Source organism: Arthrobacter sp. NPDC080082, assembly GCF_040686595.1.
Lineage (GTDB): Bacteria > Actinomycetota > Actinomycetes > Actinomycetales > Micrococcaceae > Arthrobacter.
In genome coordinates this window covers 301,816-318,773 of the sequence record NZ_JBFBKQ010000003.1, presented here as the reverse complement: position 1 = coordinate 318,773, position 16,958 = coordinate 301,816, and the positions used below count along the sequence as shown (strand labels likewise).

The 16,958-nt window shown below is 70.1% G+C and carries 15 protein-coding genes, 1 tRNA gene and 1 other RNA gene; 8 read left to right on the top strand and 9 right to left on the bottom strand.

Going from position 1 to position 16,958, the window contains the following annotated elements; all coding sequences use genetic code 11:
• Positions 1–4: 4 nt before the first annotated feature.
• The gene (locus AB0O44_RS08405; RefSeq protein ID WP_364136448.1) at positions 5–1,192 is read right to left on the bottom strand and encodes an MFS transporter; all 1,188 of its coding nucleotides are present in this window, start codon (positions 1,190–1,192) and stop codon (positions 5–7) included.
• A gap of 192 nt (positions 1,193–1,384) precedes the next feature.
• On the opposite strand from AB0O44_RS08405, the gene AB0O44_RS08400 reads away from it, so the two are divergent.
• Together AB0O44_RS08400 and AB0O44_RS08395 are read left to right on the top strand one after the other, a co-directional pair.
• A complete protein-coding gene (locus AB0O44_RS08400; RefSeq protein ID WP_364136446.1) occupies positions 1,385–1,921 on the top strand; it encodes a GNAT family N-acetyltransferase in 537 nt (178 codons plus the stop codon).
• Positions 1,922–1,978: 57 nt separating this feature from the next.
• Complete coding sequence (locus tag AB0O44_RS08395; RefSeq protein ID WP_364136444.1) at positions 1,979–2,683, top strand: DsbA family oxidoreductase; 705 nt, start codon at positions 1,979–1,981, stop codon at positions 2,681–2,683.
• A gap of 23 nt (positions 2,684–2,706) precedes the next feature.
• Here the strand turns inward: AB0O44_RS08395 and AB0O44_RS08390 are convergent, their stop codons facing one another.
• Positions 2,707–2,955: a hypothetical protein gene (locus AB0O44_RS08390; protein ID WP_364136442.1), complete on the bottom strand. Its 249-nt coding sequence runs from the start codon at positions 2,953–2,955 to the stop codon at positions 2,707–2,709.
• Between the two features lie 190 nt (positions 2,956–3,145).
• On the opposite strand from AB0O44_RS08390, the gene AB0O44_RS08385 reads away from it, so the two are divergent.
• On the top strand, positions 3,146–3,784 hold the full coding sequence (locus AB0O44_RS08385) for a TetR/AcrR family transcriptional regulator (protein ID WP_364136440.1): 639 nt from the start codon (positions 3,146–3,148) through the stop codon (positions 3,782–3,784).
• Positions 3,785–3,828: 44 nt separating this feature from the next.
• Here AB0O44_RS08385 and AB0O44_RS08380 read toward each other — a convergent pair whose 3' ends face one another.
• Together AB0O44_RS08380 and AB0O44_RS08375 are read right to left on the bottom strand one after the other, a co-directional pair.
• Entirely contained in the window at positions 3,829–4,509 is a 681-nt protein-coding gene (locus tag AB0O44_RS08380) for a LytR C-terminal domain-containing protein (protein ID WP_364136438.1), read from the bottom strand.
• Positions 4,502–4,801: a type II toxin-antitoxin system VapB family antitoxin gene (locus AB0O44_RS08375; protein WP_290257291.1), complete on the bottom strand. Its 300-nt coding sequence runs from the start codon at positions 4,799–4,801 to the stop codon at positions 4,502–4,504. Before AB0O44_RS08375 ends, AB0O44_RS08380 begins: the two co-directional genes overlap by 8 nt.
• A gap of 114 nt (positions 4,802–4,915) precedes the next feature.
• Here AB0O44_RS08375 and AB0O44_RS08370 point away from each other — a divergent pair, with 114 nt between their 5' ends.
• Both AB0O44_RS08370 and AB0O44_RS08365 read left to right on the top strand, forming a co-directional pair.
• Positions 4,916–5,812, top strand: a complete 897-nt coding sequence (locus tag AB0O44_RS08370) for a hypothetical protein (protein ID WP_364136436.1) — start codon at positions 4,916–4,918, stop codon at positions 5,810–5,812.
• A gap of 278 nt (positions 5,813–6,090) precedes the next feature.
• Positions 6,091–7,506: a stealth family protein gene (locus AB0O44_RS08365; protein ID WP_364136689.1), complete on the top strand. Its 1,416-nt coding sequence runs from the start codon at positions 6,091–6,093 to the stop codon at positions 7,504–7,506.
• A 39-nt stretch (positions 7,507–7,545) separates the two neighbouring features.
• On the opposite strand, the gene AB0O44_RS08360 is transcribed toward AB0O44_RS08365, so the two are convergent.
• The 4 genes from AB0O44_RS08360 to AB0O44_RS08345 form a co-directional block, all read right to left on the bottom strand.
• On the bottom strand, positions 7,546–8,487 hold the full coding sequence (locus AB0O44_RS08360) for a phosphodiesterase (protein ID WP_364136434.1): 942 nt from the start codon (positions 8,485–8,487) through the stop codon (positions 7,546–7,548).
• A gap of 219 nt (positions 8,488–8,706) precedes the next feature.
• On the bottom strand, positions 8,707–9,918 hold the full coding sequence (gene fdhA, locus AB0O44_RS08355; protein WP_364136432.1) for a formaldehyde dehydrogenase, glutathione-independent: 1,212 nt from the start codon (positions 9,916–9,918) through the stop codon (positions 8,707–8,709).
• A 223-nt stretch (positions 9,919–10,141) separates the two neighbouring features.
• On the bottom strand, positions 10,142–10,627 hold the full coding sequence (locus AB0O44_RS08350) for a glutathione peroxidase (protein ID WP_290256728.1): 486 nt from the start codon (positions 10,625–10,627) through the stop codon (positions 10,142–10,144).
• 134 nt (positions 10,628–10,761) lie between these two features.
• On the bottom strand, positions 10,762–12,222 hold the full coding sequence (locus AB0O44_RS08345) for a M23 family metallopeptidase (protein ID WP_364136430.1): 1,461 nt from the start codon (positions 12,220–12,222) through the stop codon (positions 10,762–10,764).
• A gap of 275 nt (positions 12,223–12,497) precedes the next feature.
• Here AB0O44_RS08345 and AB0O44_RS08340 point away from each other — a divergent pair, with 275 nt between their 5' ends.
• A complete protein-coding gene (locus AB0O44_RS08340; RefSeq protein ID WP_364136428.1) occupies positions 12,498–13,409 on the top strand; it encodes an oxygenase MpaB family protein in 912 nt (303 codons plus the stop codon).
• Between the two features lie 55 nt (positions 13,410–13,464).
• Here AB0O44_RS08340 and AB0O44_RS08335 read toward each other — a convergent pair.
• A tRNA-Ser gene (locus AB0O44_RS08335) sits at positions 13,465–13,549 on the bottom strand.
• Positions 13,550–13,684: 135 nt separating this feature from the next.
• On the opposite strand from AB0O44_RS08335, the gene ffs reads away from it, so the two are divergent.
• Positions 13,685–13,781: signal recognition particle sRNA small type (ffs, locus tag AB0O44_RS08330), an RNA gene on the top strand.
• A gap of 27 nt (positions 13,782–13,808) precedes the next feature.
• Positions 13,809–16,916 (top strand): DNA polymerase III subunit gamma and tau, encoded by a 3,108-nt coding sequence (locus AB0O44_RS08325; protein WP_364136426.1) that lies wholly within the window; start codon positions 13,809–13,811, stop codon positions 16,914–16,916.
• Positions 16,917–16,958 lie beyond the last annotated feature (42 nt).

Here is a 16,958-nt window from a genome sequence, read left to right as displayed (position 1 = left end):
GTTCCTAGTGCGCGGCCTTCGGGATGTGCCGCAGGGAGAGGGCGCAGCCGATGTTGAACATGGCCACGGAGCCGAGGATCATCAGCAGCGGTCCGGTCCAGGAGGCCGAGACGCCGTGGACGAAGCCCATCAGGGTGGGGGCCACGGCGCCGAAGGAGTAGCCGGCGCCTTGGACGATAGCGGAGAGCCGGCCCGCGGAGGCCTGGTCGCGCGCCAGCTGAATGATGGCGATGAAGATCAGGGTGATGCCGCCGCCCTGGGCCACGCCGCCGAGGGCGGACCACAGCCACCACAGCTGCGGGGCCAGCAGCAGACCCACGGGAACGGTCAGCCACAGGGCGCCCAGGGTGAGCCCCACCGTCGTCGTCGACGCGAATCGCGCCGCCAGCGGCACGCCCAGGCCACCGGCAATCGCCAGGATCTGGAACAGCGAGGAGCCGGCGCCGGCCGCGGAGGGGGCCAGGCCGATTTCGTCGGCCAGCAGGCTGGGAAGCCAGGCGGTAACGCCGTAGTAGGAGAAGGCCTGGCCGGCGAAGCCCGCCGTCAGGGCCACGGTGATCCAGGGTGAGGCCGGTGCGCCGGTTGCCTTGGCGGGGTCCGAGCCGGGGATCGCTTCCGGGCGGATCGAGCGGCGCCCGACGGCGAGCGCCCAGACCGCGGCGGCGGCGAGGGCGAACAGCGCGCAGGCCGCGATTGCCGGGCGCCAGCCGAGCCATTCGGCCAGCGGGGCGGTCACCATCGAGGTCACGAAAGAGCCGATGTTCAGGGCCGCGGTGTAGGTACCCATGGCGGCACCCTGCCGTGCGGGGCTGAAGTCGCGGCGGATGATCAGCGGCACCACGATGTTGCCGATCGTGATGGCGATGCCCAGGATCACGGTGCCGAGCATCACCAGCGCGCCGCCGCCGGAGGAGCGGACGACGACGCCGAGCAGCACACCCAGCAGGGTCAGTGTCACGGCAAACTCGGGCCCCAGCTTCCGCCCGGTCAGCGAGGCCAGCGGGGCCGCGAGGGCGAAACACAGCACGGGGATGCCGGTCAGGAAGCCGATTTCCACCGGCGAGAAGCCCAGGTCGGTACGCATGTTCTGCACCACGGGGGCGACCGCGACGAACGGGCCGCGCATGTTCAGGGCGATCAGTCCGATCGCCAGCATGATCAGCCAGGCCTTGGGCTGTCTGGCGGCGGCCATCACGACAGCACCCGCCCGGGGCGGGCACCTTCGGTCGGAGCCGTGACGGGCCGGCTGAAATATGTTTTCATCAATCCCATTGCTATCACGGCGTCCCGGTGCCGGGCCCCCGCCGCGGCCAGATGACGCACCCGGCACCGGCCGTACCCGTTCGACTGACTCATCGCCCGACACCGGGACTAGGGTTTTGCTATGACCCACCTGATCCGGAAAGCCATCCCCGCGGACGCCGGCGCCCTGGCCGGGCTGGCCGCCGTCACCTTCCCGCTCGCCTGCCCGCCCGAGTCGCGGCCGGAGGACATTGCGGCGCACATTGCCAACACCCTGAGCGAGCGGAATTTCCGGGACTACCTCGCCGACCCGGACGTGACGGTGCTGGTCCTCGACGTCGACGGCGCCCTGCGCGGCTACAGCCTGCTGGTGGACCGGCCGACGCAGGATCCGGACGTGGCCTCCGCCCTGGGCCTCACCCCGGCCGCCGAACTCAGCAAGTGCTACGTGCACCCGGACCACCACGGCGTCGGCGCGGCCGCCGAGCTGATGCGGGCCAGCGTCGCCGCCGCGGCCGCCACCGGTGCCCGCGGGCTCTGGCTGGGGGTCAACAGCCAGAACGCACGGGCCATCCGGTTCTACGAAAAGTCCGGTTTCCGGCAGGTAGGCACCAAGTCCTTCCGCCTGGGCGACACTGTGGAACACGACTTCGTGCTGGAGCGTCCGCTCGCGGACTGAGCCGCTCCGCCGTCGTCGTCCGGGAATGCCCCGAGGGGCATCGCGGTTGTCGAGAGCATGAAGATTGAGATTTGGTCCGACGTCGCGTGCCCTTGGTGCTACATCGGCAAGCGTCGTTTCGAAACCGCCCTGGCCGCCTTCCCGCACCGCGATTCCGTGGAGGTGCAGTGGCGCAGCTTCCAGCTGGACCCGAGTCTGCCGGAGCACTATGACGGCACCGAGCTGGACTACTTGAGCACCCGGAAGGGCCTGGACCCGCAGCAGGTCGCCGGCATGTTCGACCACGTGGCCGCGCAGGCCGCCGGGGAAGGGCTGAACTACAAGTTTGGCGACGTGGTGGTGGCCAACAGCTTTGCGGCCCACCGCCTGATCCACCTCGCGGCGGCCCACGGCAAGCAGGATGTCGCCAAGGAACGGCTGCTCAGCGACCACTTCGAGCACGGCCAGGACATCGGCAACCGGTCCTACCTCACCTCGCTGGGCCTCGAGCTCGGGATTGACGCCGCCGAGGTCGACGAACTCTTCACCACCGATAAGTACTCCGACGCCGTCCGCAACGACATCGCTGAGGGCCGGGCTCTGGGCGTGAGCGGCGTGCCGTTCTTCGTGATCGACCGGAAGTACGGAATTTCGGGCGCCCAGCCGGCCGAGACGTTCAGCGCGGCCCTTGACCAGGCCTGGCAGGAGAGCCAGCCGCTAGTGATGGTTGACGCCGCCGGCGCCGACGGTGCGGTCTGCGGCCCGGACGGCTGCGCAATCTAAGCAACCGTCAGGCTAAGCGACCCTCAGGCGGGCTGTGCCAGATCCACGGCGCGGCCCGCCGCATCCGGTACGCACCGGATGATGTCCAGTGCCTCGACGTCCAGCAGCTTCCGCGCCCCGGTCCGGGAATCGAGGATCCAGAAGAGCTCCATCAGGGGCACCGTCTGGGTCACCCGACCGCGGTGGAAAAGCCTGCCGTTGTGCCAGGCCTCGACGTCGTCCCCCACCGACAGCTCCGCGCACGTCGTCACGGCCGTCCCGTTGTCCTCCATAAAAATGCTCCTCCCCAGCGTCCGCCCCGCCGTCGGGGCTCCCATGGTCCCCAGCTTGCCCCGCCCACGTTTCGGCGGCGTTTCCGGCAAGTGATATTTCCGCGTCACGAGCAGAGGGCCGACGGCGGGGTGGGAGGGCTGACGAGCAGCCCGCCGGAACTTTACTGACAGATCGCGCTAAAGTGTCCGTATGCCCAGGATTACGGCCGCGAGCAACGCCGCCCAACGCGCCGAGACCCAGCGGCGGATCCTCACCGCCTTCGGCGAGCTCCTCTTCACGCACGGGCTCCCCGGGCTGACCATGACCGACGTCGCCCGGCACGCCCAGATCGGCCGCACCGCCGTCTACAATTACTACGCGGACATCGAAGAGCTCCTCATCGCCTACGCCTTGGACGAGACCGAGCGTTTCCTGGTGGAGCTCCGCGAGGCACTGGCCGGCCTGGACAACCCGGTGGACCGCCTGGCGCTATACGTCCGCGCGCAGGTGGCGGACCTCAGCCGCCGGCACCTGCCGCCGGGCCCGGCGATGGCCGCCGTCCTCTCCCCCGCATCCTTCGCGAAGCTGGCGGACCACGTGGGCGAACTCAGCGTCCTGCTGCAGGACATCCTCCGCGACGGCGTCGCCCAGCACTACCTTCCGGACGCGGACATCGGGCAGCTCGCCCAGCTGATCCACGGAACGCTCTCCTCCAGCGCCGCCCGCGGCGACGGGGCCGGGGCGGATCCCGAGGCGGAAGCACGGATCGCGCGGACGGTTCGGTTCGTCCAGCTCGGCGCGGGCGCGCGGTTCGACGACGCCGGGCAGCCCGTGCGCGTCTCGGCCTGACAGTTCAGCGGGTTCGACGGTCCAGTGAAATTGGCGATATCCCGCTAGGGGTTGGGGCTGGCCGGCACGACGGACGGGACCACCGGCGTCGCCGGGGCATCCGCCTCGCGACGGGTCTCCCGCGGGCAGCTGAGCTTGCCCGGGGTCTGGTCGACCAGCTCCGGCTTGGCCAGGTCCTTGAAGTCACCGGTCAGGATCACGTCCACGGTCGCGTCGGTGCGGCCGTCCTGGACGTAGTCGGAGCCGGGCAGGTTCCGCTGGACACTGAAGGCCGAGGACTGGCCCGCCGCGCCCGACACCACCAGCGCCACCCCGTGGAAGCCGGACTCGGTGTTGCCCACCGTACCGACGGCGAACTTCCTTGCCACCAGCTCATCCGCCACGGTCTTCGCCAGCCCCGGCCGGTTGGTGGAGTTATAGACGTTAAGCCGGATCTTCTCGTGCGGAACGTAGTCGTAGGTGGCCTCGGGGCAGGCCGAGACCGCGGCGTGGCTCCGCTCCGCCGTCGGAATCTTGATCTGGCCGTTCTGGATGGCCATCGCCACCACCACGGCGGCAACCAGCAGCCCCACCAGCAGCACCAGGACCACCCCGTGGAGGATCCGGCGCCGCATCCGGTCCGGGTTCTCGAGTTCGTCCTCTTCGACAAACGTGGCCCGCAGGTCCGAGCCCGTCACCACATGATGCCCATGCAGAACCGTCGGGTCCTGCGGCTTCCTAGCCATTGACCACCAGGACACGGGCGTGGATGGCGGTGCGCTGGTGCAGCGCGGTGCGGACGGCCCGGTGCAGCCCGTCCTCGAGGTACAGCACCCCGCGGAACTCCACGACGTGCGGGAAAAGGTCGCCAAAGAAGGTGGAATCCTCGGCCAAGAGGGCCTCGAGGTCCAGGGTGCGCTTGGTGGTCACAAGTTCGTCCAGCCGGACGGGGCGCGGCGGCAGTGCCGCCCAGTCCTTGGGCGTATGGAAACCATGGTCGGGGTAAGGGCGTCCCTCGCCCACAGCTTTGAAGATCACCATGCAAGCCTATGGAACAACCCGGGTCAGGGGAATCCAAGGAGCCCCGGCGCCGGAGGTTGTGGCCAAACAGTGACCATCCGCGGCCCCCTGCACGGCTGAGAGAATGAAGGCATGAGAGATTCCGAGGCTTCCACCCCGCCGCTGGCCCTGCTGCTCGACGTCGACGGCCCCATCGCAAGCCCCGTCACCCGCACCGTCACCCCCGGCATCATCGCCGACCTGCTGGCCCTCGCCGCCGCCGGCATCCCCGTCATCTTCAACACCGGCCGCTCGGACGCCTTCATCCGCGAGCAGGTCATGGACCCGATGCTCGCCGCAGGCATGCCCGCCGGCCTGACCGTCCACGCGATCTGCGAGAAGGGCGCCGTCTGGTTCAGCTACACGGCGGCTGGCCCCGGCACCGTCCACGTCGATGACGCCCTCGCCGTCCCGGCCGCGTTCGGCGACGACGTCCGTCGGCTCGTGGCCGAGGATTACGCGGCGCACATGTTCTTCGACGAAACCAAGCGCGCCATGGTCTCGGTGGAGCAGCACGTCGACGTCGCCAACGCCGACTACCGCGCCGAACAGGCGCTGTTCGACGCCGACGCCATGGACCTGATGCAGCGGCACGGCCTCGGCGTCGTCCGGCTGGACCGCCACGTCCCGGACAGCGACGACGCGATCGACTACCGCGTCGACCCCACCATCATCTCCACCGACATCGAGTCCGTCCGGCTCGGCAAAGACCTCGGCGCCAGCCGCGCCGTCGAACTGCTGGCCGCCCAGGGCATCACCCCGCAGGCGTGGCGGACCGTGGGCGATTCCCGGACCGACTACGCCATGGCCGACTGGCTCTTCCACAACGACCACCCGGTCAAGCACGTGGATGTCCGGCCGGCGGACGGCATCCCGGTCAAGCCCTACGAGGTGCTCACCGCGGCGGACCTCGGGCTGGGCGCGGACGTCATCCACGACGACGCCGGCGCGGCCTTCCTGCGGCACTGGCGGGCCGCCCTGGCCGGCTGATACGGAGCCGGTGTGACGGCCCGTTTTGGCGGCCCGCGATATCATGCGAGTAGCAAAGCGGCCAGCACGAAGACCAGTCAGGAAAACGGAGAATCGACATCACCGACGCATTGATCCAGGACGAGATTTACTACGGCAGCCAGGCCACCGAGGACGACCACGCCCACGCCGAGGTCACATCAGCGGCAGCCGTCGCCAGGTTCCGAACGCGCAGCGACATTGTCCGCAGGCACGGCCGCTACGCGCTGATCAATGAAAACCGCACCCCGTACCAGTCGATGGTCGAGGACCTGTTGTTCGTCCGTGAGGTGCTGGTCCGTGCCGACATCGATTACCTGCTGGTCCGGGGCAACAACCACCGCCCGGTGATCGCCGTGGACTGGAAGAACCGCCGGGAACTGCGCGCCGCCCTGGTGGAGGCCTGCCGGGACGAGCCGTTCTACTCCATGACCGTGGACGCCAAGAAGAAGTCCTCTGTCCTGGTGGCCGACGGCGAGCTCTCGCCGAACCGCCAGGCCCGGATCTTCCGGCTCTACCGGCCCTGCGTGGAACCCAACGGCGGCCTCGAATTCGGCGCCTCCGCGGGCGTGCAGCTGGAACTCTGGAGCTTCGAGGGCGACCAGCTGATCCTGCCGATCGAGAACTCCCTGACCCGCCGGACCCTGCTGGCCCAGGACGCGGTGCGCGGCACGGTCGAACGCTACGGCCACACCTGGCCCACGATCGAGAACATGTTCGCCGACCACGCCAGCGACATCAACTTCGACATCGACATCGTCTTCTCCTGGGTGGACGGCTCCTCCCCGGAGTACATCGCCGCGCGCAAGGCCCGGATGGCCGGCGTCGTCGTCGGTGAGGGCGACGACCACGAGGCACGCTTCCGGCAGATCAACGAGCTGAAGTACGCGCTCCGGTCCGTGTACATGTTCGCCCCGTGGATCCGGCGGATCTTCGTCGCCACGGACTCCCCCGCCCCGGAATGGCTGGCCGACCACCCCGCCGTGACGATCGTGCGCAGCGAGGAGTTCTTCGCCGACACGTCGGTGCTCCCCACGCACAACTCGCAGGCGGTCGAGAGCCAGCTCCACCACATCGAGGGCCTCTCCGAGCACTACCTGTACTCCAATGACGACATGTTCTTCGGCCGGACCGTGGGCCCGGACATGTTCTTCACCCCGGGCGGCATCACCAAGTTCATCGAGGCGGAGACCCGGATCGGCCTGGGCGACAACGACGCCGAGCGGAGCGGGTTCGAGAACGCGGCCCGGGTGAACCGGAAGCTGCTGTGGAACCGCTTCGGCCGGATCACCACGCGCCACCTGGAGCACACGGCCGCGCCGCTGCGCCGCAGCGTGACCGCCCAAATGGAGCAGGAGTTCCCGGAGGAGTTCGCCCGTACGGCGGCCAGCCGGTTCCGTGCCGCGGACAACATCTCGGTGACGAACTCGTTCTACCACTACTACGCGCTGCTGACCGGCCGGGCCGTGACCCAGACGTCGGCCAAGGTGCGGTACGTGGACACCACCGCCCGGGCGGGACTGAACTACCTGCCCAAGCTCCTCTCCAAGCGGAATATGAACTTCTTCTGCCTCAACGACGGCAGCTTCCCGGAGGTCCCCGCCGAGGAGCGCGCCGAGATCGTGACGGACTTCCTGGAGAAGTACTTCCCGATCAAGGCCCCCTGGGAGAAGTAACCGGGACGTTCCCGGACCGGCTGACCTTGGGGCGGAGGCCTAGTTCAGGAACGTCATGCTCCGGTCCCCGGAGGACGACGGGTTCTCCGGCCGGCCCTGGTCCGGGATGCGGATGCCGGCCGCGGCGATCCGCCGGGTGGCTTCCTCCGCCGTGACGAACTCTCCCACCGGCGGCAGCACCTCGCCCAGCTGGACCACCGAGTGCACGATGGTGTGCTCATAGACGTGGACCAGGTTGAACGCCTGGCCGCTGTCCCGGCCGCGGCTGCCGCCCACTGGGACGTTCAGGTCCTGGGTGTAGCAGGTCGCGGAGGCCACCGAGACGGGGATGCCGGCGAACGTGGCCGACGTCGAATAGTGCAGGTGCCCGGCAAGGATGGTGCGCACGTCCGTGCCCCGGAGCACCGCGGCGAGGGCCGCCTGGCCGCGCAGTTCCACCAGCACCGCCAGGTCCAGCACGGACGGGACGGGCGGGTGGTGCAAAGCCAGGATGGTGCCGTCCGGAGCCGGTGTGGCCAGCTCCGCGGCGAGCCAGTCGAGCTGTTCGGGGCTGAGGGCGCCGTGGTGGAAGCCGGGCACCGAGGTGTCCATGGTGATGATCCGCAACCCGTCCAGGAAGTAGCTGCGGTCCACCGGGGCGTCGTGGGCGGGTTCGTCGAGCAGGCCGGTACGGAAGTTGGCCCGGTCGTCGTGGTTGCCCATGGCCCAGATGATCTTCGCGCCCATGGCCTCACAGGCGGGTTCGACGATCCGGCGCAGCTTGGCGTAGGCGTCGGCCTCCCCGCGGTCGGCCAGGTCACCGGTGAAAATCACCGCCTCCGGGCGCGCGCCGGAGGCTCGGACTTCCTCGAAAAGCTGGCGCAGGTGGGCCTCGCTGTCGACGACGCCGTGCAGCGGGTCGGAACCGCCCAGCAGGTGCGCGTCACTGACGTGGAGTAGGAAATGGCGTGGCCGTGGGTGCTCGGCCTCGATGAGCTCCATTGCAACCTTCCTGGTTGGGTGGAGGCGGTCCCCCCAGCGATCCCTCTCAGTACCTTCTATCCAACCAGATTTCCGGCTGGACGTGGGCAAACTCAGGTAGGCAGCTTTGAAAACGGGCACGGCTACGCGTGCGGATTAAGTAATCCGGCGGCCTCCTACCTGCGCACCCTGGTGCAGGAAGGAGGCCGCCGGACCGTAGATCACCCGGTGGGACGGGCCCTAGCTGAGGTAGCCGTTCGGGTTCAGCACGTACTTGGTGGCGGCGCCGGCGTCGAACTCGGCGTAGCCCTTCGGTGCGTCCTCCAGGGCGATCGCCTTGGCGTTGACGTTCTTGGCGATGTGGACCCTGTCATGCAGGATCGCCATCATCAGGCCGCGGTTGTACTTCATCACCGGGCACTGGCCGGTGGTGAAGCTCAGCGACTTGGCCCAGCCAGTACCGAGGCTGAGCGAGAGCGCACCCTTCTTGGCCGCCTCGTCGATGCCGCCCGGGTCGCCGGTGACGTAGAGCCCGGGGATGCCGAGCGCGCCGCCGGCGGCCGTGATGTCCATCAGGGAGTTCAGCACCGTGGCCGGCGCTTCCTTGGCGTCGTGTCCGTGGCCCTTGGCCTCGAAGCCGACCGCGTCCACGCCGCAGTCCACCTCGGGGACACCCAGGATCTGCTCGATCTGCGCGGCCGGTCCGCCCTTGGACAGGTCGACCGTCTCGCAGCCGAAGCTCCGGGCCTGCTTGAGCCGGTCCTCGTTCATGTCGCCGACGATGACGACGGCGGCGCCGAGCAGCTGCGCGCTGGTGGCGGCTGCGAGGCCCACCGGCCCGGCGCCTGCGACGTACACGGTGGATCCGACGCCGACGCCCGCGGTCACGGCGCCGTGGAAGCCGGTGGGGAAGATGTCCGAGAGCATGGTCAGGTCCATGATCTTCTCGAGGGCCTGGTCCCGGTCCGGGAACTTCAGCAGGTTCCAGTCCGCGTACGGGACGAGGACGTAGTTTGCCTGGCCGCCCACCCAGCCGCCCATGTCCACGTAGCCGTAGGCGCTTCCGGGCCGGTCGGGGTTGACGTTCAGGCAGATGCCGGTCTTGCGTTCCTTGCAGTTGCGGCAGCGTCCACAGGCGATGTTGAAGGGCACCGAACAGATGTCGCCGACCTTGATGAACTCGACGTCGGGCCCGACCTCGACGACCTCGCCGGTGATCTCGTGGCCCAGCACCAGGTCGGCGGGGGCGGTAGTGCGGCCGCGGACCATGTGCTGGTCCGATCCGCAGATGTTCGTCGCGACGGTCTTGAGGATGACGCCGTGGCGCACCTGCCGGCCGACGTTGGCCGGATTGACGCCTGGTCCGTCTTTGAGTTCGAAAGTGGGGTAGTCAATGTCGATGAGTTCGACTTTTCCTGGCCCCTTGTAGGCAACGGCTTTGTTTCCTGTCATCACTTTCCTCCTGGTTTCACGGACCCCAATGCTGAGTGCCCAGTTGTGATTCACGAAGCGTTCTGATGCACCCTCCTGGCCAGCGTCGATAACGCTGCCGGCGGGCGCCGCAAGAAAGCCGCGAACCGGCCCGAACGTCGGAGGGTCCGGCCAGTCTAGGACGGGATGACGCGTAAGGATAGGCCCCTCGGGCCCTTGCGGGCCGAGGGTCCCGACCGGTGCCTTAGGCGAGCGCGGCCTGCACCGCCTCGATCACCTCCGGGGCATCCGGTTCCACGGTGGGGGCGAACCGGGCGACGATCTCGCCGTCGCGGTTGATCAGGAATTTCTCGAAGTTCCACTTCACCAAGCCCGGCAGCAGGCCCTTCTTGAACTTGGTGAGGCGGGCGTAAAGCGGGTGCTGGTTCTTGCCCCGCACGTCGGCCTTGGCGGTCAGCGGGAAGGTGACGCCGAAGTTCCGATCGCAGAACTCGGCGATGTCCGCGTCACTGCCCGGTTCCTGGCCGGCGAACTGGTTGCAGGGCACGCCCAGCACGGTAAACCCCTCGTCCTCGAACTTGTTGTGCAGGGCCTGCAGGCCGGCGTACTGGGGCGTGAAGCCGCACTGCGAGGCAACGTTCACCACCAGCACCACCTGCCCACGGTAGCGGCCGAAGTCCGTTTCGGTGCCGTCGTTGAGGGTGAGCGGAACGGAGAAAAGGTCGGTCATGGCGGGGTCCTCCCGGGCGTCGAGTCGGCGTGCCGGAAGCATAGCCCGGCGTGGTCACAACCGTAATTCGACGCCGACGGGCGGCGGTATGGGTGGCCGTCCGCCGGAGGGCCAAGGGGCCGGGAGTCAGGCGGTCAGGGGGTGACCGTGCCGGTGGGGGCCGGAGTGCCGCTCGGCGCGGGATCCGCGGTGACGGGCGGGGCGGTGAGTTCCGGGGCCGGCGAGGTCACCGGCGGCGGTGTGACCACCGGCGGCGGCGCAGGGGCCGGCGGGGGCACCTCGACGACGGGCGGTGGCGGCGGAGGCGGCTCGACCACCGGCGGCGGCGGAGGGGGGACCTCCACGACCGGCGGCGGGGTCACCACAGGCGGCGGGGCCTCCGTCACCGGCGGCGGGGCCGGGGTAGTCGCCGGGGGCGCAGGCGGCGTGGTCACCGGCGGCGGTGTGGACGGCGGCTCCGAGCCGAGCGGAGGGGTGGTGGGCGGGGGCGTTGTCCCCGGCGGCGTGGTGCTTGCAGGCGGCGTACTCGTAGTCGGGGACCCGGTCGTGGTGCCGGTCGCCGGCGGAGCCCCGGTGACCGGCTCGGAGGTCACCGGCGCCGAGGTGCCGGGCGCCTGCCCGGCAGCGGACGGTGGCGGTCGCGTGGGTGAGAGGGCATCCGCCGTCGGTGAGGGCGAGGGCGAGTAGGAGGCGGTGTAGCCGGGCAGCTGCGGCAGCAGGGCGGCGGGGATCTCCTGGGCGCCGTTTGCGACCTCGTGCCGGCCATCGTCGGAGACCGGGATAGCCCAACCCAGCGAGGCATTGGAGGGCAGCCCGGCGTCGGGCGCGTAACTGGTCATCTCCAGGGGGCCCAGCGGATCGGTCTGCGTGATGGGCAGGAACGTCCAGTCCCGGGGGTCCTTGTGCACTCCGTTGAGGATGGTCTCGAAATGCAGGTGGCAGCCGGTCGAGGACCCGGTGGTGCCCACCTTGGCGATCACCTCACCCACCCGGACCGAGTCGCCCTTCTTCACGGCGATCCCCTCCAGGTGGTTGTAGGTGGTGATCAGGCCGTTGCCGTGGTCGATCTCCACCCGGTTTCCGCCGCCCCAGGGGTGCCAGCCCACGGCGCGCACCACCCCGGCGTCTGCGGCGTACACCCGCGTCCCGCAGGCCGCCGCGAAATCCTGGCCCCAGTGGAACTCCCCCGCCACCCCGGATAGCGGGCTGGTCCGCAGGCCGAACGGCGACGACGGGTTCAGGACCTCGAGGGGTGCCATGAGGAAGCCCTCCGCGGGCCGCTTCAACCCGGAAGACGCGACGTTGAGCTCCCCCGGCGTGCCGTCCTTGGTACCGGTGAGCACGGCGGAGCGCGAGTACGCCACCAGCGCCCGGGGATCCGTGGTGAAGCCCGCGGCTGGGTCGCCAGCGGCCGTGACCGCCCCGGCGGCCGCTGCCTGCGCCGCGCCCGTCGTGGCCGCCGTCGTTCCCGCCGCGGCGGTGAACACTGCCCCGGGCCGCAACGTGGGGCTGACCGCCACATCCCTGTCCGGCACGCCGACCGAGACCACGGCGGTTCCCGCGCCGGTGACTCCATGGACCCCGAACGTCAGCACGGCCAGCGAGAGGCAAAACCCTCCCGACAGGCAGCGCACCGCCACGACGCGTTTTCTTGTTTTTGGTTCGCTGGTCGTGTTTCCCCAGTGCTTTCCCACGATGTAAACCCCACATCCTCAGCCGCCGATAACGCGGGCTGACCTTTTTCATGGGACCACAATCGGCAGGGGGTGTGAACCGTCCGAACTACCCTTCTTGAAACTCGGGTAGCACCTCAGTAGTCGCGGGCCGAACACCAAGTACCGCAGGGCGGGATCCGGGCGCAGAATGGACCATGCGCACTATGCTGCAGAATTTCCAGGCCGAACTCCGGCATACCTTCACCGGGTCACGGGACGTGGCGCCGCCCTGGGTGGCCCGTCTCGAGGAGGGCGACGACGCCGGCTACCACCTGCCAGGCTCGGCGGTCTGGACGGTGCACGGCGGCATGCCAGCAATCGTGGCCGGGATCCGGGCACTGCTGATGCAGTCACTCCACCCCGGCGCCCTGACCGGCGTGCACGAGCATTCACACTTCCGCGAGGACCCGTTGGGGCGCCTGGCCCGCACCATCCGCTGGATCTTCACCGTCACCTACGGGTCGACGACGGCGGCGAAAGAGGCCACGGCCTGGGTCCAGCGCCTGCACGAACCGGTCCGAGGCGACTACCGGGACGCCGCCGGAGAGATGAAGTCCTACGCGGCCAGCGACCCGGAACTGCTGCGCTGGATCCACATCGCCTTCACCGATGCTTTCCTCTCGGCGCACACCATGTTCGGGTCCGCGATTCCCGGCGGCCCGGACGCCTACGTCCGCGAATGGGCTCAGGCCGGGGAACTGATGGGGGTTGAGTCGCCCCCGGTCAGTGCCGGGCAGATGCGCCGTGAGCTCCGCGACTGGTACGACGGCGGGACGCTCACCTCCGGGCCGATGGTTGCCGAAACCGTGCATTTCATCCGCCACCCTCCCCTGCACCCGGTCCTCCGGCCGGGCTACCGCGTGCTGTTCGCCGCCGCGGTGGCCAGCCTGGAACCTGAGTACCGCGAGCTGCTCGGGCTGCGGACCGCCCGGCTGGGGCCCCTGCCGCTGCCGGTGAAGCTGATCACCCGCGCCACCCTCGGCGTCGTCCATCTGGCCCTCGGCCGGACGGGTCCGAGCGAACTGGCCGCCCGCTCCCGGCTCCGCCGTCTCGGATTCCGGGCCTGACAGGTCCGGAGCCAGGACGCAAAAAGGCCCCGGTCCATAGGACCGGGGCCAACCGCGGAGAATGGGGGATTTGAACCCCCGAGGGCGTTAACCCAACACGCGTTCCAGGCGTGCGCCATAGGCCGCTAGGCGAATTCTCCAGTTGCTTCTGAATCAAAAGCAGATACTAGACTACCCGAACTTCCGCCCGTCGACCAATCGGGGTGCCGATGGGCGTGAATGGCCCCTGCCTGGGAGCGAATTCGGGGCAGGCCGGGATCTCGGGTAAAGTAGTCGACGGCCCCTCATGTGGCGTCATCCTGTTGAACTCCCCCAGGACCGGAAGGTAGCAAGGGTAAACGGGCTCTGGCGGGTGCATGAGGGGTCTTTTATGTCTGTGCCGATTGGTAGGGTTTAAGCGTGACCGTAACTACCGCCCTGTACCGCCGCTACCGGCCTGATTCGTTCGCGGATGTCATCGGGCAGGAGCACGTCACCGACCCCCTGATGACGGCGTTGCGCAAGAACCGCGTCAACCACGCATACCTCTTCTCGGGCCCGCGCGGCTGCGGCAAAACCACCTCCGCCCGCATCCTGGCCCGCTGCCTGAACTGCGCCGAAGGCCCCACCGACACCCCCTGCGGCGTGTGCCCCAGCTGCGTGGAACTGGCCCGCGGCGGCGCGGGTTCCCTGGACGTCATCGAGATCGACGCGGCGAGCCACGGCGGCGTGGACGACGCCCGCGACCTGCGTGAACGGGCCACCTACGCGCCGGTCCGGGACCGCTACAAAATCTTCATCATCGACGAGGCCCACATGGTCACCTCGGCAGGGTTTAACGCGCTGCTGAAGATCGTCGAGGAGCCGCCGGAACACATCAAGTTCATCTTCGCCACCACCGAGCCGGACAAGGTGATCGGCACCATCCGGTCCCGCACCCACCACTACCCGTTCCGCTTGGTTCCACCGGAGCCCCTGATGGCGTACCTGGAGCAGCTCTGCCAGCAGGAGAACGTCCCGGTGGCGCCGGGCGTCCTCTCGCTCGTGATCCGCGCCGGCGGCGGCTCGGTGCGTGACTCGCTCTCGGTCCTCGACCAGCTGATGGCCGGTGCCGGCCCCAACGGTCTGGACTACGAGCTGGCCGTGGCCCTGCTGGGGTACACGCACGCCTCGCTGCTGGACGACGTCGTCGAGGCCGTGGCCGCCGCCGACGCAGCCACGGTGTTCCGCGCCGTGGACCGCGTGATCCAGACCGGCCACGACCCGCGCCGCTTCGTCGAGGATCTGCTGGAGCGCTTCCGCGACCTCATCATCGTCCAGGCGATGCCGGAGAGCGCCCAGTCCATCCTTCGGGGCATGCCGGCGGACCAGATCGCCCGGATGCAGAGCCAGGCGCACAACCTGGGCGCGGCCGAGCTCTCCCGCGCGGCGGACGTGACCAATACGGCGCTCACGGAGATGACCGGGGCAACCTCCCCGCGGCTGCACCTTGAACTGCTGTGCGCCCGCATCCTGCTGCCCAGCGCGGAGCAGACCGAACGTGGCATCGCCGCCCGGATCGACCGCGTGGAGCGGCGCCTCAACTACGCCGGATCCGACGGCGGCGTCCCAGCAGCCGTGCCCGCTGCCGCGGCACACCCGCCTGCTGCCGCTCCCGCAGTGGCGCCCGCGGCCCAGGCACCCGCTGAGAGCCAGGCCCCCGTAGTTCGGGCACCGGAACCGGCCGCCCCCGCCCCGACCCAGGCGGTGCCTCCCGCCGCCGCCCGGTCGACCGCTCCCGTGCCTGCTTCGGCAGTATCGGCCGAGCCGCCGCGCCAGTCCCCGGCCCCGAGCCAGGCAGCCGCTGCGGATTCCGCCCACGACGGCGCCGACAACGCCGCGGCTCCGGCGCAGGCTCCGGCACCGGCGTCGGCTCCCGCGCCAACACCTGCAGCTACCCCGGCTCCCGTGCGCGCCGGGACGGCCGCGCCGGGGGCCACCCGGCCCGCCGAGGCCGCCCCGGCTGCCGCTCCCGCCGCTTCCGGACCCGGCTCCGGTTCGGGCCCCGATGTGGAGGTGCTGCGCCGCGCCTGGCCGGAAATCCTGCAGACCCTGACCAAGATCAAGCGGAGCACCTGGGCCCTGGTGGAACCGAACGCCCAGGTGGGCCATGTCGAGGGCCACGTCCTGACGCTGCTCTTCAGCACCGCCGGGCTGGCTGGGGCCTTCGGCCGCGGAGACCACGCCGAAAACCTCCGCCAGGCGATCCACAAGACGATCGGCATCGACTGCCAGATCACCGCGGTCGCCGGCGGGTCCAAGAGCCCAGCGAGCTCTGAGCCAAACCCAAAAGCGCCTACTGAGCCCGAGGCTGCTGGCCCCAGCTCGGCCGATGTAGCGTGGGGCCTCGCCCCCGCGGCCGCCCCGGCCACCGCGCCCGCGACGGCCTCCGCAACCCCACGCGATGCTGCCCCGGTGCCCGCCGCCGCAGCGCCTGTGACGGCCGAAGCCGCCGTTGCTGCGCCGGCTCATTCCGCTTTGGCGCAGGCTGCGCACTCGCAGTCCGCACCGATCCAGTCCGCTCCCGCTCAGCCGGCTCCGGCTGCACCCGCCGCAAACCGCGGCGCCGCTTCGACGGAGGCATCCGCACCTTCAGCCGCATCGACCCCCGCGGCACCCGCCGCCCCCGAGCCGCCGCCCGCTTCCGCCCCGGCGCCCACGGACCAGGGCTGGAGCGGCTCGTACGCGGACCCGGATGACGACTGGGGACCGCCCCGCGACGAGGACGCTCCCCCGCTGGACGAAGAGCCGCCGATAGACTGGACTCCGTCGCCGTCAGGCTCTGTCCAGACCACCGCGACGCCCGTGAGCGGCGGCAACCCGGCACCCGGCCGGGCGCCGGCCGCCGAGCGCCCCCCCGTTGCCGCCCCCACTCCGACGACCGCGGACGCGGGTACAGGTGCCGGAACGGCCAAGCCCGATCCCGCCCAGGATCCATGGGCCCGCGCCGTCGAACAGTCCCCGGGCGTGTGGACCGTCGGCACCGAGCTGAACGTGGGTCGGCACAACGTGGCCGGTCCCGCAGCGACGCCCGAACCCGAACTCCACGTCACCGAACCCGAACCGCGCCGCTACGAACCCGCGACGGCACAGCCCCCTGCACGGCAGAGCACGCCCGCGCCGGTGGCCCCAGCCTCCGGGAGCCTCCCGCACGCCGCGCCGCAGGGAGCCGCGGCAACCGGCGGCTCGGCCGTCCTCACGGCGGCCCCGCCGGTGACGGCCCCCGCGCCCGTCGGCGCCCCGGCCGGTGGCCGGCAGAGCCTCTACCAGCGCCTGTCGAACAGCCCGGAGGCGGAGGCCGGACGCGCCAAGGCGCCCGCCCGGGCCGTCGCGGCCGCCGCCACCTATGAGCAGGACATCCCCAGCGCCGACGATGAAACCATCGAGGAGTCGGGGGTCTTCGGCCGCGCCGCCGTCGAACGCATCCTGGGCGGCAAGCTGCTCGAGGAGCGCTCCCTCGACGGCAGCCCACTGGCCCCGCGCTTCTAACCCTCCCGGCGCCCTGAGCGGCGCCACCCCCAACGAACGAGG